The 17,617-nt window shown below is 41.5% G+C and carries 15 protein-coding genes and 1 pseudogene; 2 read left to right on the top strand and 14 right to left on the bottom strand.

The genetic code is table 11. The features are described from left to right. Positions 1-431: 431 nt before the first annotated feature. The 10 genes and pseudogenes from LKD46_RS06655 to LKD46_RS06610 form a co-directional block, all read right to left on the bottom strand. A complete protein-coding gene (locus tag LKD46_RS06655) occupies positions 432-1,757 on the bottom strand; it encodes a hypothetical protein (RefSeq protein ID WP_129974506.1) in 1,326 nt (441 codons plus the stop codon). 374 nt (positions 1,758-2,131) lie between these two features. Beyond that, complete coding sequence (locus tag LKD46_RS06650) at positions 2,132-3,265, bottom strand: PDDEXK family nuclease (RefSeq protein ID WP_118752692.1); 1,134 nt, start codon at positions 3,263-3,265, stop codon at positions 2,132-2,134. Positions 3,266-3,418: 153 nt separating this feature from the next. After that, on the bottom strand, positions 3,419-3,715 hold the full coding sequence (locus LKD46_RS06645) for a hypothetical protein (protein ID WP_021652613.1): 297 nt from the start codon (positions 3,713-3,715) through the stop codon (positions 3,419-3,421). Positions 3,716-3,872: 157 nt separating this feature from the next. Further along, positions 3,873-4,523 (bottom strand): annotated as a pseudogene (locus tag LKD46_RS06640) (IS982 family transposase); the annotation flags it as partial. A gap of 3 nt (positions 4,524-4,526) precedes the next feature. Further along, complete coding sequence (locus LKD46_RS06635; protein WP_021652615.1) at positions 4,527-4,838, bottom strand: alpha/beta hydrolase family protein; 312 nt, start codon at positions 4,836-4,838, stop codon at positions 4,527-4,529. 32 nt (positions 4,839-4,870) lie between these two features. Then, on the bottom strand, positions 4,871-5,332 hold the full coding sequence (locus LKD46_RS06630; RefSeq protein WP_021652616.1) for an NUDIX hydrolase: 462 nt from the start codon (positions 5,330-5,332) through the stop codon (positions 4,871-4,873). Between the two features lie 22 nt (positions 5,333-5,354). Continuing rightward, positions 5,355-6,281 (bottom strand): AEC family transporter, encoded by a 927-nt coding sequence (locus tag LKD46_RS06625; RefSeq protein WP_110104105.1) that lies wholly within the window; start codon positions 6,279-6,281, stop codon positions 5,355-5,357. A 39-nt stretch (positions 6,282-6,320) separates the two neighbouring features. Beyond that, a complete protein-coding gene (locus LKD46_RS06620; protein ID WP_110104106.1) occupies positions 6,321-7,769 on the bottom strand; it encodes a P-loop NTPase family protein in 1,449 nt (482 codons plus the stop codon). Between the two features lie 21 nt (positions 7,770-7,790). After that, positions 7,791-8,492: a DNA alkylation repair protein gene (locus LKD46_RS06615; RefSeq protein ID WP_110104107.1), complete on the bottom strand. Its 702-nt coding sequence runs from the start codon at positions 8,490-8,492 to the stop codon at positions 7,791-7,793. Then, the gene (locus LKD46_RS06610) at positions 8,489-9,814 is read right to left on the bottom strand and encodes a Na+/H+ antiporter NhaC family protein (protein WP_110104108.1); all 1,326 of its coding nucleotides are present in this window, start codon (positions 9,812-9,814) and stop codon (positions 8,489-8,491) included. Before LKD46_RS06610 ends, LKD46_RS06615 begins: the two co-directional genes overlap by 4 nt. Before the next feature lie 305 nt (positions 9,815-10,119). On the opposite strand from LKD46_RS06610, the gene LKD46_RS06605 reads away from it, so the two are divergent. Together LKD46_RS06605 and LKD46_RS06600 are read left to right on the top strand one after the other, a co-directional pair. Further along, positions 10,120-11,703 carry a glucose-6-phosphate isomerase gene (locus LKD46_RS06605; RefSeq protein ID WP_044962188.1) on the top strand — a complete coding sequence of 528 codons (1,584 nt, stop codon included), beginning with the start codon at positions 10,120-10,122 and terminating at the stop codon, positions 11,701-11,703. An 87-nt stretch (positions 11,704-11,790) separates the two neighbouring features. Further along, on the top strand, positions 11,791-12,621 hold the full coding sequence (locus LKD46_RS06600) for a Cof-type HAD-IIB family hydrolase (protein ID WP_173741185.1): 831 nt from the start codon (positions 11,791-11,793) through the stop codon (positions 12,619-12,621). A 96-nt stretch (positions 12,622-12,717) separates the two neighbouring features. On the opposite strand, the gene LKD46_RS06595 is transcribed toward LKD46_RS06600, so the two are convergent. The 4 genes from LKD46_RS06595 to rimO form a co-directional block, all read right to left on the bottom strand. Continuing rightward, complete coding sequence (locus tag LKD46_RS06595; protein ID WP_110104110.1) at positions 12,718-14,160, bottom strand: DUF6935 domain-containing protein; 1,443 nt, start codon at positions 14,158-14,160, stop codon at positions 12,718-12,720. Positions 14,161-14,454: 294 nt separating this feature from the next. Beyond that, on the bottom strand, positions 14,455-15,711 hold the full coding sequence (locus tag LKD46_RS06590; RefSeq protein ID WP_110104111.1) for a competence/damage-inducible protein A: 1,257 nt from the start codon (positions 15,709-15,711) through the stop codon (positions 14,455-14,457). 31 nt (positions 15,712-15,742) lie between these two features. Continuing rightward, entirely contained in the window at positions 15,743-16,282 is a 540-nt protein-coding gene (gene pgsA / locus LKD46_RS06585) for a CDP-diacylglycerol--glycerol-3-phosphate 3-phosphatidyltransferase (RefSeq protein WP_015525184.1), read from the bottom strand. Continuing rightward, entirely contained in the window at positions 16,266-17,603 is a 1,338-nt protein-coding gene (gene rimO / locus LKD46_RS06580; protein ID WP_021978070.1) for a 30S ribosomal protein S12 methylthiotransferase RimO, read from the bottom strand. The genes pgsA and rimO overlap by 17 nt, the downstream gene beginning before the upstream one ends. Between the last annotated feature and the right edge of the window lie 14 nt (positions 17,604-17,617).

The raw sequence follows: 17,617 nt of genomic DNA, 5'->3' as shown, positions 1-17,617 counted from the left end.
TTGTGTGTTATTTCCTTATCGTAAAGATATTTTACATTTTACCATAAACAGATCATGTATCTTTTGCAATCCATATCTAACTCCTCAGTAGTCATTTCTTTCGTATGATTCTGTAATACGTTGCCAGTAGTTCTACCTCGATAAGAATAGATGAATGAATATTCCGGTCAGCAAGTCCATACTATCCAACTATTAGGAAAATGATTGGCAATTATGTAGAATACAAGAAATCTCACAAATGCAAAGCCGACTTACTCCCCACAAAGCGGCTCTGGGCTTGGAATTCACTCAATTCTTATCAATTGTAAACAAGCCAAGCAAACGATATACAAACAAGTGCTTTTGTGTTAATGTTCTCTAAATACAATAAAAGAGTAGAGAACTTATTGATATGCCCCATACCCTTATTCTATTATTTTTGCGTATAATTTTTAAACAACTTTAGAAATTATCATTACATTTGAAAATTTTATTTCATATCCTGCATCAGCAATTCCCATAAGTAACGCTGCCAGAAACGCCGGCGTAAATCCTATGCTTTCAATAAAATTCTGAACATTAAAAATCCTATAGTAGGATTTCCCATTTGGGGCTGTACATATCTCAACTTCATTCAGCAATTCTATTTTTTTTATAACAATCTCAAAATAACTTTTTGATTCAAATATTGGTCTGATTTCTGATTCCAAGAAACTTTTCATTTTTGTAATATCATCCAGGCATATCAAAGAATAATGCTCCATATATTTTTTGAAAAGAAACGGCGTATCAATAACAGAAAGCATATCTTGATACATTTTTCTAAAATATTGCAAAACAAAACTTTTATTTAAATATGGTTGGTTTGTTAAAAATTGTGGGGAATGCTTTTTTTTCATATCATTATATATTTTTTCTATCGCTATGCAATGTTCTTTGAAACTTTTCTCCGCACTTATCCCCTTAGTTCTTTCTATCAGAAAGTAATTTTCATTTCCAATAAACTGAATATGATTCAGTTCATTAAATTTGTTCTTTATTTGATTATAGTTACTAACGATTTGTTCCTTTCCAAAATCATCTCTAAGGCTTATATAAAATTGCTCGATTAAATCTTCCATATCTTTTGGGATAAATCCTTTAATTTTACGTGTTCCATTCCATTCAATACAATATTTTTCAAATATAATACTATACCCCATCCATTGACACAAATCATACATAAACTGGTTTGTACGGTCATCTGATTCATTATAATAATGGTACTCCATGTCATAGGAATAATGGTCACACCAAACTTGCAGATATTCTTTTGCAGATACACGTTTATCATTATACGAAACAAATTGATTCTCAGAAAACTTATCCCATTTATCAATACGCTTTTGGTTGAGATTTTTTGCAAATGCAACTTGCACTGCATGATACTCTGTCAGTTTCGCTGCTCGTAAATCTGCATATTTTACTATTCGATCCCAAATATGCGTGAATTCATGAAATAAAATAACTTTTAAATACTCCATAGGACATTTGGCCTTTAAATATTTTTCATTAATCCTTATTTCAAGTTCACTACTGAAAATTGGAGATACTGCCGCATCACATCCACGCATATTCATAAAAGTTATTTTTTTAATTTCCGGCAATTCGTAAAAGCTAATATATATCTTAAAATTTTCATATTCTTCATAGACCATCTTTCGCAATTCAGTTTCTCTCTTTTTTCGACGCTCTTTAATTTCGCCCTCTGATATCATTATAAAACTTCCTGTAATCATACTTTTTCCTGCCTTTTATTTTATTATCAAAAAATATATTTTCTTTAAGTCCTGCATCATCAACCACTAATGTTTTTATCATAGGTTACACTGTTGATTTCTAATCGTTGTACTTAATTAAGTAATTGTTATTCTTTCTTATCGTAAAAAGTTGCCAACAAACGCAAATCAAATCTGGCTGTAACTCCGGTACTATTATTAAACATATACTTTCTGCTGAAGAACTAACTATCAGATTTCCTGATAGTTACAAGGAACTCTCTTTATAATTGTTATAAAGGCTACTTGGAATAGATATCTTCTTTATTCTACTCTATAATATCATGTATTGCTTTATTCTGCGGCTTCGGTCAATACATTAGACTCATACATTTTTATACTGATCTCAAGGCATCCCGCAATAAAGTCTGTAAATTTTTGTTTGTAATGTTAAAGTTGTATTTCCATTCAACCAAAATGACCCCCTTATCTTGACATATTTTGCGTTTTTTCTCATCGAGAACTTTTCTATGCTCCAATGCTTTCTTTCCTCCAAAAAAATCTACATCCGTATAATGTTGTATTCCCTGATATTCTATTCCAACATTTAATTTGGGAATATAAATATCCAAACTTTGGGGAGAAAGCCATTCCGGTCTATATTGAAATATAGCATCTGAATAAGTTTTCTTTACTAATAAAAAAAGAGATTGTTCATGTTTCCATTTAGATATTATGATTCCATTTTCAATTAATTCTCCCTTTAAAATGCTCTTTGCTGTTTTCCAGTCATAATTCTTATCCCCTGCATTCTGTGCCTTAAGATACATAGCTTGTAAAAAAGGCATTAATGTATTTTTTAAATTCAAATACAATTCAAATTCTGATCTAAAAAAGCCCTTTTGCACTAATCCTTCTATATTCTTTCGAGTAGCATATATTATATATGGATTTGTGTCCTTTCTTGTAACATAACCCTGATAATGCATTAAACTATTAGGAACTCTCATAGTATATGCGTAAGAATCATTTCCACAGCATTCCAAATAATAGCATAAATGAACTCCCAGCAATTTATATCCACCGAAGTTCTCTCCCAATACTGCTGAATAAACTAAGTGATTCATTAATTCTATTGTTTCTTTTTTATCGCGACAAAAAATAGCCAAATGATTAATTGTATCATCATCCGGTAATAAATTTTCTATTACATAATCCTTTTTAGCTTCTTTTTTTATTAATGCTTGTATCATAAAATAATTAGGTGTATATGACTCTGGATAAATAAAAGCAACATCTGAATCATCAATATTATTAAACTGCTCTAAAAAGCTCTGTACATATTTATTAACAACATATTTATACGAATTCTCTTCTAATATTGTCTTTTTTGCATCATCCCACTCTTTCAGTGTTTGCCTCCACAAAAATTTTTCATATCCGGATTCAATAAAATCATCTTTAATTTTTTCTATTCCAACATTATATTTTGAAAAGGCTTCTTCTTTCAAAAATTCATTTAAATTCATTTTAATCTCCATTCCGCCGCCTTCGGCAGACGGCACAAATAGCAATGAAAGTGTTCCAACTCTCTACACTGAAGTAAAAACAGTAGCGTTATCATTCTTAGCTCTGTTAGGCGGAGTCTTTTTAGACTTCATTTCCGCTTTCTCATTCAGACTTCACAACTCAAGCAACTGAGGAAGAGAAAATTTATCGGTATCTCCAAGATTTACGATCTTTTTCATCAGCTCATTATATCCCAGAAGCGCATTCATTGGTGTTCGGATATCATGAACGTTTTCCATCAAATCGTGCCTTTGAGAATCTGTATAAAGCTTTCCTAATATGGAAGCCTGTTTGATAATTGCCTTTGGATTCAGAACTTCATATATATGCTTCAACAGCGTTGATCTTGACATTTGGAATTTGTATTTTATAAATAGGTAAGCCCAAAAGCAGACCTGCCCATCTTCCATATTTATTTCATTATACACAAATATCTATCTGTTTTTTACAATACAGACCAACCAGTATTTCAGATATTATAATTTAACCTATTGTGCTATTTCAAATAAAATGTTTAAAAACTTGTAAAAGCCGCAAAAAATCCCTGTTTTTTGATAAACAAATTTTTTAGAATATCAGTTCTTTGATTTTTCCAAGTTCGCAGGTTTCACCGAAAATACTGTTTAATGCAATGCAGAGGTTGTATGCTAATACTTTATTAACCAAACGGGTGCATAAGCCCTGAAAGCTTTTGGCAAGTACTCTTTCAGCATTTAACTGACCGCTTAACTGTGAAAAGACAGTTTCTACCCGTCTTCTCAATTTGAAGATCAGTTGACGCACCGATTTTGGCCAGTTTTCTTTACTGTTGGAACGCTTGAGTGCAAAAAGACAGATCGTTTGTTCCTGCATTTCCTGCATGAGTTTTTCGCCAACATATCCTTTATCTGCTAAAATTGTAATATTTGAACAATTATCCACCAGATCTCGTAATCCTTCACGGTCATCTGTGGATGCCGGCGTAATCTCAAATGCAGTAATGTAACCTTCTAACGTGACCAGGGCATGCACTTTATAGCCGAAGTAAGTTTCCTTTTTAGAAGGGCACTTTCCGTAATCAGCACCCTGGCTGCGAAATGTTTTGCAGTATCGTGCACGTCCGAATTTGCAAACTGCAAGCGGAAAACTATCAATAATGCAATAAGAACTGACCGGAACCGGAAAAACAGAGAGCATCTTTTGTCTTAATAATTCGGTTGTCTGCATCAGAGCACGTCTCATTTATATATGGATAAAACGAACTCTTTTTCCAGTGTTTCCCGTAAATATAGGAGGGAAGAAAAATCCCTCTTCTTTTTTTCCAAGGAGAAAACCGCCTCCGTGCAGGTTAAACATGACTGGAAGTTTTCCTTCATAATTTCGGGGACGGTAAATATCCATGAAATGACAGGGCTTTCCATCTCCCATATAGTCAATGTCACAAATGAGTTCCACATCTTCCGGAAACGGATATTCCGCTTCATGTTTTTTCAGAAAATTATCAAGAAGTTTTTCTTTTTTTGCGGTTTGCTGTGCAATCATTTTATTAAACATGATTTCCCCTCCAGCTATGAAACAATCTACTATTAATACAAATGAATTTTCTTCTCTACAAGTCTGTCACCTTCATACTGCAATTTTACAGAAAAAAAGCGTTTTTCTCCTGAAAGGAGCAGATCAAGAAATACCTGATCCCCCTCCCATGCCGGAAGATTCGGCACCATGGCTTTGTCAACCCAGCAAAGTTCTCCCTCATCACATTCAATCAGTTCTCCTGCATATTCATCGGCCGTGAACACACACATAAGTTCTGATTCGCATTCACTGTTTATAAATGTCACCAGGCCACGGAACTTATAGGAGGTAAGTGTCAGCCCTGTTTCCTCTTTCACCTCACGAACAAGGCATTCTTCCGGAGTTTCCTGACTTTCCACATGCCCGCCAACGCCGATCCATTTGCCCTCATTCATATCATCCTGTTTTTTTACTCTGTGAAGCATCAGGAATTTATCATCGTTTTCTATATAACATAATGTCGTTGTCGTCATTTGATCCCTTCTTTCAGTTCCATCATCCTGCCACTGCCAGTGTGATATAAACCAGGATTGAGACCACACAATACAGAGAATTTGTTGTGGATGCATAAGCACTGCTCTCTTTCTTTCTCAGAAAAGTCTGCATACTGAATGTAGCAGGCGAGGACATATATGTAATAACCGCCAGGTTCAGAAGCCTGGAACCTCCTACCAAATATTTTACTGCCATGAGAACTCCCGCAATCATCACTGCCTGCAAAAGGATTCTCAGCAATATGGTTTTGAGGCAGGGGCTGATAAGTTCCGGCGCAAGTTCCATACTGTACCCAACTACAATAAGAATAATCGGCGTAATGGCCGTTGTCAGAATATTCTCCACACTGAGATAACAATTGCCAAAAGGACTGTCCAGAAGCCGGGTGATCATTCGTGTCAGTCCTGCAATAATTCCAAGAACCGTTCCTATAAAAGCAGGGGTTCGCAATGCACTGTAAAACAGGCTTTTTGCATTGATCTTTTCCCCGTTTTCCGTCTGTCCCAGCATTCCCATATACACACTGAATCCAAAAAGAAGTCCCGCAATATCCAGCACTGCAATCTGTGAAAGATTTTCGCTGCCACAAAGACTTGTATACAACGGGTAAGCCATCATTCCACCTTCATAGATACAGACCAGAAACGGAAGATATTTCTTATATGGCTCGTCCATAAATCTTTTCATCCAGAATCCTGCCCCAAATGAAATCAAGAGCATCACAAACATGATCAGAACCAGAATTCCGATCTTTCCACTGTACTCTGCTGTTGCCAGTGCATGAAAAATTGCCACAGGAAGCATAATATTTGTTACCAGTGTTTTCATGTTATTGACACCACTCTGATCTAAAAGTTTCCATTTTCTGCACAGGATTCCAAGAATGATCATCGCCAGTACAGGCAAAACAATCTCCAAAACTTCCATCTCTCTGTCTTCCTCTCCATTGTCTTTAATCTTTTGTTTTTATCTGTTTCTGTGCATCTGCAAAATCTCCATCATCACTTCATATAACGCCATATTCTCTCTCACCACCAGAGCCAGGCTCTCTTTCGCCTGATTCAAAAGATGAAAAAGTTTTCGTACACTGGAATATTTTTCCGCGGAGCACCTGGATCTTAAATATCCTTTTTCGTCGTAATAATACTGTTCATCCAGCAATACAACGATCTTCTCCGCATCTCTCACTGCCTGGATACCAAGCTGTCCAGAACCCTCTGGCATCCGCTGCTGATATCCCTGTCCCGCAAAATCATTCAGAAAATTTTCCACCTCGCGGTCATTATTGGCATACACCACTGCAATATGCGGATACCATCTGGGGCTTCTTTTTTCCGGCAGGTGCATCATGTTCTGGATAAAAGAGGAAAGTTCCGCATTGGTACGGATCCGGTTTGTCAGATGGAATTTCTGGATCTCCGGCAGATTTCCCAGGCTTTCCACAATGCTACGATCCATCTCTTCCGGTGAGATCACATCCTCGGAATCACTGGAAAAGATCACCGGCCTGTGCTCACTCCATGTAAGCAGAACCGATAATTTTTCCAGGGACAGAAGATGTGCTTCATCTACCAGAATGCTGCTGTAACAGCCAAGATCCGTCGTTCCGTCCAGCTGAGTATCTGCCAGAAAATCTATCCGCCGCAGACGTTCATGAAGAATCTTCCATTCTTTTCCCGCCTCTCCACAGTGAATGATACAGACTCTCTGGCGCACGGACAACTTCATCGCAATATCATAAAGCAACAATGTTTTTCCGGTTCCTGGAAGTCCGCTGAACCAGAAATATCCTCCTCTTTCTCCACGTATTCTCTTCAGAATCTGCCGTTCAATATCTCTCTGCTGGGAAGTAAGGAAATACTCTTTTTTGAGAAAACGCTCCGGTTCTGTCAGTGGAGAGATCAGATAAAGCTCTGCCTGAAACAGATCCTCGATATCTTCCTCATAGTCCGGGCTTTCTTTCCCCAATGCAATACATAGCTGTTTCCAGTCCCCCTCCACAATGTGATCGTGATTGGTCAGTCTCACCAGACGATCTTCACTGCTGATATAGGTATAAGACAGGATCGATTTCCCAAAAACAGACAGATAATACCGGTTCTGAATCAGCTGTCTTCGAATGGCCTCATCCGATACACTGCCGCTTTTCAGTTCAATATTTACGATCTGATCATCCTTGATCTGAAGGAGATCAAACTCCTTTCCAAGCTTCGGGATCTGGAACGAATAAAAAAGCCGGAGCTTATATACCTCTTCCATATGCAGTTCCAGTTGCTTCACCAGTGCTTTCATACTTTCCAGTTCCCACTCTTTGATCCTGAGAAAAAAATCTCTGCTGGAAAGCTGGCGTTCCAGCTTCTGGACACATTCCATATTCTGATTTCTTGTAAGTGCATAGATCGATATTGCCTTCATATTTTAACCCTTACCTGCTGTTTATTTCTTTATCCGCAGTGTCCTGAGATGATCCTTCTGCTCCTGTGTGATCCGGTAGCTTTCAATGGATTTCTGGATCGTCTTGTTATGAGTCCAGATATCCATTCTCTGCTCTTCCAGGAATGGAAGGATCTTCTCATACTGTTTTGCCAGTGCTGTAGCAAAATACCAGGCTCGCATCATATTTACATAATATTCTTCCGAGCGGATCGCTGCCACTTTCTCCGGATATTCCGGTTTAAATCCTTCGTCCAGATAATGGCGCATCAGCATACTGATCCCGAACCGGATAGTATAGGGCTGATCCGATTCCATCCAGCGATAAACCTCCCGGATAAATATATCACGGTGTTTTTTCATCATATGGAGCGTCAGCAGATCACAGGTCGCCCAGTTATCAATATACGGAAGAAAACGCTCCAGTTCTTTCAGACATTTATCATAATCTCTGATCTGCTCGATCAGCAGGCCATGGAGATTATTTTCCTCATAATACTGATGAGGAAGAACCTTCAGGAACATTTCGGATCTTTCTGTTTTTCCAAATTCTTTTGCAAATTTCCGGAGTATCGGTGTCCGGATACCGATGATCTTTTCTTTCTCCACAGTCGGAACCAGCCTTGCATGAAAATCCCGATATCCTGTATCCTGCATTTCAAACAGTCTTTTCCGGACATCCCGGATCATCTCTTCCTGATTCATTTATCATCCCCGCCTTTTATACCAAAGATCGCGATCAGAGAACTCACCAGCAGAAGCATGGGGTAAAACAGTTTCGGCATGATCTGAAAAGCAGAAAGCTCAAATCCCAGTTCCTTTGCCGCAGAAATGGCAACCAGCATCTGGGCTCCATATGGGATCACCCCCTGGAAAATACAGGAAAATGTATCCAGGATAGAAGCTGTCTTTCTGGAAGTGATCTTATATTCCAGCGCCATTTCCTTTGCAATGGGGTTGGCCATAACAATGGCCACCGTATTATTGGCTGTTGCGATATCCATAGTTCCAACCAGAAGTCCCATACCAAGAAGTCCGCCTTTTTTCCCTTTAAAAACTCTCTGTATTCCAGAAAGCAGTGCTTCAAAGCCTCCATGCTCCCGGATCAGCGCACACATGGCTGCTACAAGGATAGCCACCATACAGGTCTCGAACATTCCAGAAACACCGGATCCGATATTGGTCAGAAGCTCCACTGGCGTGATATGTCCTCCAAGAAGCATAATAAATGCTCCGGAGACAATTCCGATCAGAAGTACCACAAATACATTGATGCCGATAATCCCGCCAATCAGCACCAGAATATATGGAAAGATCTGTATAAGATGATAATCCTGTACCACTCTTCCCTGGATCTCTGTCTGAAAAGACAGGATAAGGATCAGGATCAGTGTAACAACAGCTGCCGGAAATGCGATCCAGAAATTTTCCCGGAATTTATCTTTCATCTGACAGCCCTGACCGTTGCAGGCTGCGATCGTGGTATCAGAAATAAAAGAAAGGTTGTCACCAAACATGGCTCCTCCCATCACCGATGCCACACAAAATGCCATATCAAAACCGGAAGCTTTGGAAACCGCTACCGCAATAGGGGTAAGAAGCGTGATCGTCCCAACGGAAGTTCCCATAGCCACAGATACGAAGCAGGCAACTACAAACAATACCGCAACAGAAAAACGTGCCGGTATCAGAGAAAGCATACAGTAGGCCACACTTTCTGCACTGCTGCGCCCCACAACACCCACAAAAGAGCCTGCGGTCAGAAAAATCAGAAGCATGGTGATGATATTTTTATCTCCTACTCCTTTTGCCATAAGCTCCAGCTTTCTGTCAAAGCTGATCGTTCTGTTCTGAACACATGCCACCAGGATCGCAGACAGAAAAGCCACAACGATCGGTACATTATAAAATCCCATAGGGATCTTCATCACATACTCAAACAAAATCCCCAGTCCCAGATACAGGACCAGAAAAACACCGATAGGCAGCAGTGCGATCACATTTCCTTTTTTCTTCATTTCCTCCATAAAACAATTCCCTTCATCACTTATTATATTCCCGGTTTTTTTCTCCGGGTGATCTGTTTTCTATCATATCATATTTCCCCATTCCTGTCCTGTTGCTGACGGAAACTTCTTCATATTTCCGTCACGATCCTGTTATCTCTGATATTTTTTACCTTATTTAACAAGATTTTCACCAATTAAATCGTTCCTTCCGTTGAAATCCAAAGCTTTTTTCAGTATAATTGGCTGTAGACAATTGTGAAAAAGATATCCGAAGGATTTATGTTGATATCTCTGATCACAGTCATTAAAGGAGGAATATGATTATGGCAACATGGAAAAATCTGGACACTCTTGCTTCTTACAGCAAACTTAACAGTCTGAAAGATCACGTGAACATTGCAGAAGCAATGTCCGGCGAGCAGGGTGCAGAACGTGTAAAGAAGTACAGCGTACCGATGGCAGCAGGTCTGGCTTACAATTACGCAGCTAAGGAAGTGGACGAGACCGTTCTTGACGCACTTTCCAAACTGGCTGATGAGGCAGAACTGATCGAAAAATTCCAGGAATTATATAACGGCGCAGTGATCAACACAGGCGAGAAACGTATGGTCCTTCATCATCTTGCACGTACACAGCTTGGCGAGCCTGTTGTTGTTGACGGTGTGGACAAGCGAGAATTCTATGTAGCTCAGCAGAAGAAAGCTGCAGATTTTGCAAACAAAGTACATGCAGGCGAGATCACAAATGAAGCCGGTGAGAAATTCACTACGGTTGTACAGATCGGTATCGGCGGAAGTGACCTGGGACCGCGTGCATTATATATCGCACTTGAGAACTGGGCAAAGGCAAACAACACCTTCAAGATGGAAGCAAAATTCATCAGCAACGTTGACCCGGATGATGCAGCTGCTGTTCTTGCATCTGTAGATCTTGCTCACTCTCTTTTCATCGTTGTATCCAAATCCGGTACAACACTTGAAACTCTGACAAATGAGGCATTCGTAAAAGACGCCCTTACAAAAGCGGGCCTGAACCCGTCCAGACATATGCTTGCTGTAACCAGTGAGACCTCTCCTCTTGCAAAGAGTGATGAGTACCTTACCGCTATTTTCATGGACGACTATATCGGCGGACGTTACTCTTCCGTTTCCGGCGTAGGCGGAGCGATCCTTTCCCTTGCATTCGGACCGGAAGTATTCGCAGACATCCTTGACGGAGCTGCCGAGGAGGATAAGCTTGCAACAAATAAGAACATTCTTGAGAACCCGGATATGCTGGATGCCCTGATCGGCGTTTATGAGAGAAATGTACAGGGTTATCCTTCTACTGCAGTTTTACCATACTCACAGGCATTAAGCCGCTTCCCTGCTCATCTTCAGCAGTGTGATATGGAGTCTAACGGTAAATCTGTAAACCGCTTTGGTGAGCCGGTGGATTATGTGACCGGACCGGTGATCTTTGGTGAGCCAGGAACCAACGGACAGCACTCCTTCTACCAGCTTCTGCATCAGGGAACCAATATTGTTCCGCTTCAGTTCATCGGCTTTAAGAAGAGCCAGCTTGGTGTTGATGTTGATATCGAGAACAGCACAAGCCAGCAGAAGCTCTGTGCAAACGTTGCAGCACAGATCGTTGCTTTTGCATGTGGAAAAGAAGATGAGAACCTGAACAAAAACTTCAAGGGCGGACGTCCTTCCAGTATCATTGTTGGTGAGGAACTTACACCGAAGTCTCTGGGTGCGCTTCTTGCACACTTTGAGAACAAGATCATGTTCCAGGGCTTTGTATGGAACCTGAACAGCTTTGACCAGGAGGGTGTACAGCTTGGTAAGGTTCTTGCAAAACGTGTTCTCGCTCATGATACAGACGGAGCACTGAAAGTTTACAGTGATCTTCTTGATATCTGATAAACAGATAGGTACCGTCCCGGAAAATGTTTTTTCGGGACGGTTTTTCTGTATATGTGACCTTAACCGGGAAAGGAAAGCTTAAATATGCAGCAGATAAAAATGATCGGTCTTGATCTGGACGGAACTCTTCTGAATACAAAAAAAGAACTCACAGAAAATACCAGGCGCGTTCTCAGGGAAGCTATTGATGCAGGTATCCTTGTTCTGATGGCTACCGGCCGGCCATATACCGGCATTCCCGCGGAACTGAGAAATTTTCCGGGAATTCACTATGCTCTCACCTCCAACGGAGCCAGAGTCCTTGATACAGACCATAATAAACTTCTTATCGAGCAGCTTCTTCCCATGGAAAGTGCAAAAAAAGCTCTCCGTATCTTTGAAAAATATGATACTTTAAGTGAGATCTATTTTGACGGCCAGGGATATGCAGACGCTGCCAAGCTTGATAATGTAGGAAAATACCATCACGACCCTAATATGTGGAATTATGTCCGTACTACCCGTATCGCGGTTCCGGACATCCAGGATGTCATTACAAAAGAAAACAGAAGCATGGATAAAGTCCAGGCGCTTTTTGCAGACATGGAGGAACGTGCCTCCGCCTGGAAGGAATTAAGTGAACTTAAGGAGCTGGAGCTTGTAGGCTCCTTAAGCTACAATATTGAGATCAACGCCGCCGGTGTCAACAAAGGAACCGCTCTTGTTGCTCTTGGCAAAATGCTGGGAATCCCAAGGGAATCCATTATGGCATGCGGAGACGGTGACAACGATGTCCATCTTCTCCGGGAAGTCGGTTTTGGCGTAGCCATGGCCAATGCACAGCCCCAGGTAAAAGAAGCAGCCGATTATATTACTGCTTCCAATGACGAAGACGGTGTAGCACGCGCCATTGAAAAGTTTGCGCTGCACCGATGAGATATTCTATTATGTATGCCAAAAAGGAACCGACAGTTTTTACGCTGTCGGTTCCTTTTTTAGAATGGGATTGAATAGCGGTACATTCACATTCGATCAATATTCATAGTTTCCTGCCGGCTGTTTGATCCTGGTAAGAAGATCATGCCAGGACTGATCCCAGATATACCATTTTCCGGTTTTGGAGTGCTTATATGTACAGATCCATCTGGAACTGTCGCTACCTGCAAAATCAGTAAATGATCTGTAGATCGCAGGAGTGGTCTGGGTCGGTTCAAAATACGGGATATCTTCACTGATGGAATTTCCCTTACCCGGAAGTGTGTCCTGTCTTAACGTAATGGAAATCGGTTTAGACGGAGTATAATTGTTGGCTGGAGTTGCTCCGTTCAGGTAAGAATTGCCAAGATATTTATATCCGTTATCCGCTTTCATACGATCCCTCAAAAAGTTTTTGTAATACTGAGTCATCTCTTTATTATTGAGATAAGAAATCATCTCCTCGCAGTCCGTCGGATTGGTCGGTGTCCAGGTACGATATGCAAGAATCAGCAGAGCCATGGTCTTATAGCGTCCGTCTGCCGTTGTGATATCATACTGTTTCAGCTCCTCTGCATTGGTCGGGATCGTGGTAAAGGTGTAAGTATAGGTATTTATCGTTACATTAATAACTTCCTTCTGTCCTTTATCATTGGTGATCTCTTTTTTTGCAGATTTAGTTCCTTTTGTAAGAACCGGCTCCACCTGTTTCTTTACTGTCTGTGTCACGTGGACAGTACAGCTGCCTCGCCAGGTACTCTTATCCCGGACCTGGATCTTTGTTGTTCCCACATTCACTGCCGTTACCTTACCTTTACTGTCTACAGTTGCAACAGATGTATCATCACTGGTCCATACAAGAATCTCTTTATAATTCTTTACCTGAAGCTGTCTCACATCACCTTTATTCATATTTAAGGTGGTGTCACTTAAAGATGGTTTCGGCACCGGTGTAGGTGTCGGCTTCGGTTTCTGCGCTGCTTTTACTGTAACCTTACAGTTGAATTTCTTCGTATTTGCCTTCGCTGTGATCACTGCTGTTCCTTTTTTCACTGCGGTGATCTTTCCTTTGGAATCCACACGTGCGATCTTCGGATTGGAAGAAGAATATTTCACCTTCACAGTTGTTCCTGTCAATTTAATGGCACTGGATTTCTTTTCTGTTAATGTCAGCGATGTCCTGCTGAGCTTCGGTGTTTCTACCTTTACAACACATTTATACGTTTTTTTGCTTACCTTTGCATAGATCGTTGCGGAACCTTTATTTTTGGCAACCACCTGACCTTTGCTGTTTACGGTCGCAACACTCTTTTTGGAAGATCTCCAGGCAACCTTCTGCCTGGTTCCGGTAACCTTAAGTGTTGTCTTCTCACCTTTTAAAAGAGTTACTTTTGTTCTGTTCAGTTTTGGTGCGGCGCTGACCGTCACACTTCCAAATGCCATCGTAAAAATAAGGCTGATCAGCAGCACAAAACACAATAGATTTTTTCTCTTTTTCATTCTGATTTCCCCCTTTCCGGTAAAACGTATATTTACGTCATATATTGCTTTAATCACATTTTAGAGGAAATCCCTTATAAAAACACTAGCACTTATGATAGTATCCTTGTAAATATGATCGTTTATATTCTTTCATCGCCCATACCGGGGCTTATTGTCAGGAAACAAAAATAAAACAGGACTGATTTTTGATACAGATACTTGAAATCGAAAGTTTCATCTGTTTAAAAATCAGTCCTGTTATATAAAAAATATCATGGTTGATCCGTAATAGCAGGCAGATCAAGACATTCGCTATCTGCTCATAATGATACAGTCACGTAACATCGCCAGTGCATGCGCTGTAGTCTGCTCGCGGATCCGCATGCGATTTCCTGTAAAGTGGAACTCTTTGGCAATAGCCTTGCCCTTATAGCAGCAGCCCATAAATACAGTACCAACCGGAGTTTCCTTTGTTCCGCCTCCCGGTCCTGCCAGACCCGTCACGGAAATACTGATGTCTGCTCCGGATGCTTTGCAGGCGCCCTTTGCCATTTCTCTGGCACATTTGGCGGAAACTGCCCCCTGCTCCTTCAGAGTACGCTTCTTCACTCCCAGACATTTATGCTTGGCCTTGTTACTGTAAGTCACAAAGCCATAGCCAAACACCTCAGACGCACCGGATACATTGACAATGCGCTGGGCGATCATACCGCCGGTAAGCGATTCCGCCAGGGAAAGCTTCAGATCTTTCTCTTTCAGAAGATCGATCACTGCTTCCTCCAGTGTCTTGCTCTCATCTGTAGCGAAAACATTCTCTCCAAAACGCTTCTTTAGCTCCTTGACAACCGGTTTGATCAGCTTTCTGCAGGCCTTTTCATTCTCTGCGCTTGCTGTCACACGAAGATGCACTTCACCGGTTTTTGCATAAGGTGCAATGGTAGGATTGGTCTGGCTTTCGATCAGATCCTGGATTTCCTCTGCTACCTGACTCTCACCGATCCCGCTGATCTTTACCATCTGGGACACAATGATCTCCGGCTGGTTTTTCTGCAGATATGGGACAACGTACTCCTCGAACATGGGCTTCAGCTCATTGGGAGGTCCAGGAAGAAGGATCGCGGTTTTTCCTTTTTTCTCAAGGATCAGTCCCGGAGCAGTTCCGTTATGATTGTCAAGAACAATGGCTCCCTCAGGAACCATGGCCTGTTTATAGTTGTTCTTCGTGATACGTCTCTGAGGATTGTTTTTCTCATATTCCTTCAGATATTTATCGATCAGTTTCCTTGAGTGGGAATCTTCCTTAAGAGACATTCCCATCAGATCCGCAGTTACTTCCTTGGTGATATCATCCTCTGTTGGTCCAAGACCTCCGGTGAGGATCACAACATCGGAACGATCCAGTGCAGTACGGATCACGTCACGCATACGGCCTTCATTATCACCTACTACATCCTGATAGTAAACACTTAACCCAAGCAGGGCGCATTTTTCAGAAAGATAGGCGCTGTTGGTATTTACGATATTTCCTAGAAGGATCTCGGTTCCTACGGATATCAGTTCTGTGATCATGAAAAGAAACTCCTTTCGTATACTCTGATCCCTACTCCTGCATGGAAAGGACCTTTCTGTTCTGCATGATATAAGTCAGCAGGGAAATAATGGTCAGTGCAACGGACAGCCAGATAAATATCTGTGTCAGCACTGCAAAAACACCTCCGAAATCCAGCATCAGAAGTATGATCATGATCATCTGGGAAACGGTTTTGAATTTTCCCCAGTAGTTTGCGGCAATGACAATTCCGTTCTCCGCTGCGATCAGACGGAAACCGCTAATGATAAATTCCCGTCCGATGATAATGATCACAACCCATGCCGGAAGCTTGTCAACCTCGATCATGCAGATCATGGCAGAGCATACCAGAAGCTTGTCTGCCAGCGGATCCATAAATTTTCCAAAATTGGTTATCAGATTATATTTTCTGGCAAGATGACCGTCAAACCAGTCTGTCACACTTGCTGCGACAAAAATCGCAAGACAGATCCAGCGGTTTGCTTCTCCTCCCCAGCCTGTCAGTAAGAAAACTACAAGAAATGGTACAAGTATCATTCTTGCAACTGTAAGTTTATTCGGTGTATTCATCGCTCAGCACTCCTATCAAATCATACTCAAGCGCACCTGTCACACGTACCTTTGCAAAATCACCTGTCATAAGCAGTTCGCCTGTCTGAACGAAAATGTATCCGTCAACCTTCGGTGCATCCCCGTAGGTACGTCCGATATAGGCACTTTCATCTGCAACTTTTCCTTCGATCATAACAAGAAGTTCCTGTCCGATACGGTCCTGGCCTCTGTCATAAGAAATCTCCTGCTGAAGCTCCATCAGCTCGTCTCTGCGTTCTTCCTTCACTTCTTCCGGAACCTGGTCTGCCATCTCTGCTGCCGGGGTATTCTCCTCCGGAGAGTAAGTGAAGACACCGAGACGGTCAAATTCCATCTCATCTACGAACTCCTTCAGTTCTTCATGGTCTTCCTCCGTCTCACCCGGAAATCCGGTGATCAGAGTTGTACGCAGTACGATATCCGGAATCTCCTTACGGAGCTTTCCGACAATATCGATCAGTTCCTGTTTGGAAGTACGGCGGCCCATTCTTTTAAGAATTCGGTCCGATGCGTGCTGGATCGGAATATCCAGATAATGACAGATCTTCTTCTCATCACGAATAGTTTCGATCAGTTCATCGTAAATCTCCTCCGGATAACAGTAAAGGATGCGGATCCAACGGATACCTCTGATCTCACAGAGCTTCTTTAAAAGAATGTGAAGAGATTTTTTGCCGTAAAGATCCTTTCCGTAAACGGTGGTCTCCTGTGCTACCAGGATCAGCTCTTTCACTCCCTGTTCAGCCATATCCTCTGCCTGGGCGATGAGGCGCTCCATAGGAACGCTTCGAAATTTACCTCTGAGCTTCGGGATGATGCAGTAGGTACAGTGCTTGTCGCAGCCTTCCGCGATCTTCAGGTAGCCGAAATGTCCACCTGTTGTAAGGACACGTTTGCTTCCTGTATCCGGCAGATAATCAATATCACGGAATTCTTCGAAATGATTTCCGGCTACTGCTTCCTCCAGAGCCTTTACGATGTCGCCGTAGGATGTGGTTCCAAGAACAGCATCGACCTCCGGAACCTCCTCAATGATCTCTTTCTGGTATCGCTGTGCCATACAGCCGGTAACGATCAGTGCATGGCAGCTTCCTGTTTTTTTGTACTCTGCCATTTCAAGAATGGTTTCCACACTCTCTTCCTTGGCATCCTTGATAAAACAGCAGGTATTGATCACGATTGCATCTGCCTGTGTTTCATCGTCTGTGATCTCATGACCTCCGGCTGTAAGAAGTCCCAGCATTTCCTCAGAATCCGCCAGGTTCTTGTCACAGCCAAGAGAGATGAATAATATTTTCATAAAACTACTCCGCT

Origin of the sequence: Blautia fusiformis (assembly GCF_020686995.1) — a bacterium.
GTDB classification, from domain to species: domain Bacteria; phylum Bacillota; class Clostridia; order Lachnospirales; family Lachnospiraceae; genus Blautia_A; species Blautia_A fusiformis.
This window is presented reverse-complemented; position numbering and strand designations above follow the sequence as displayed.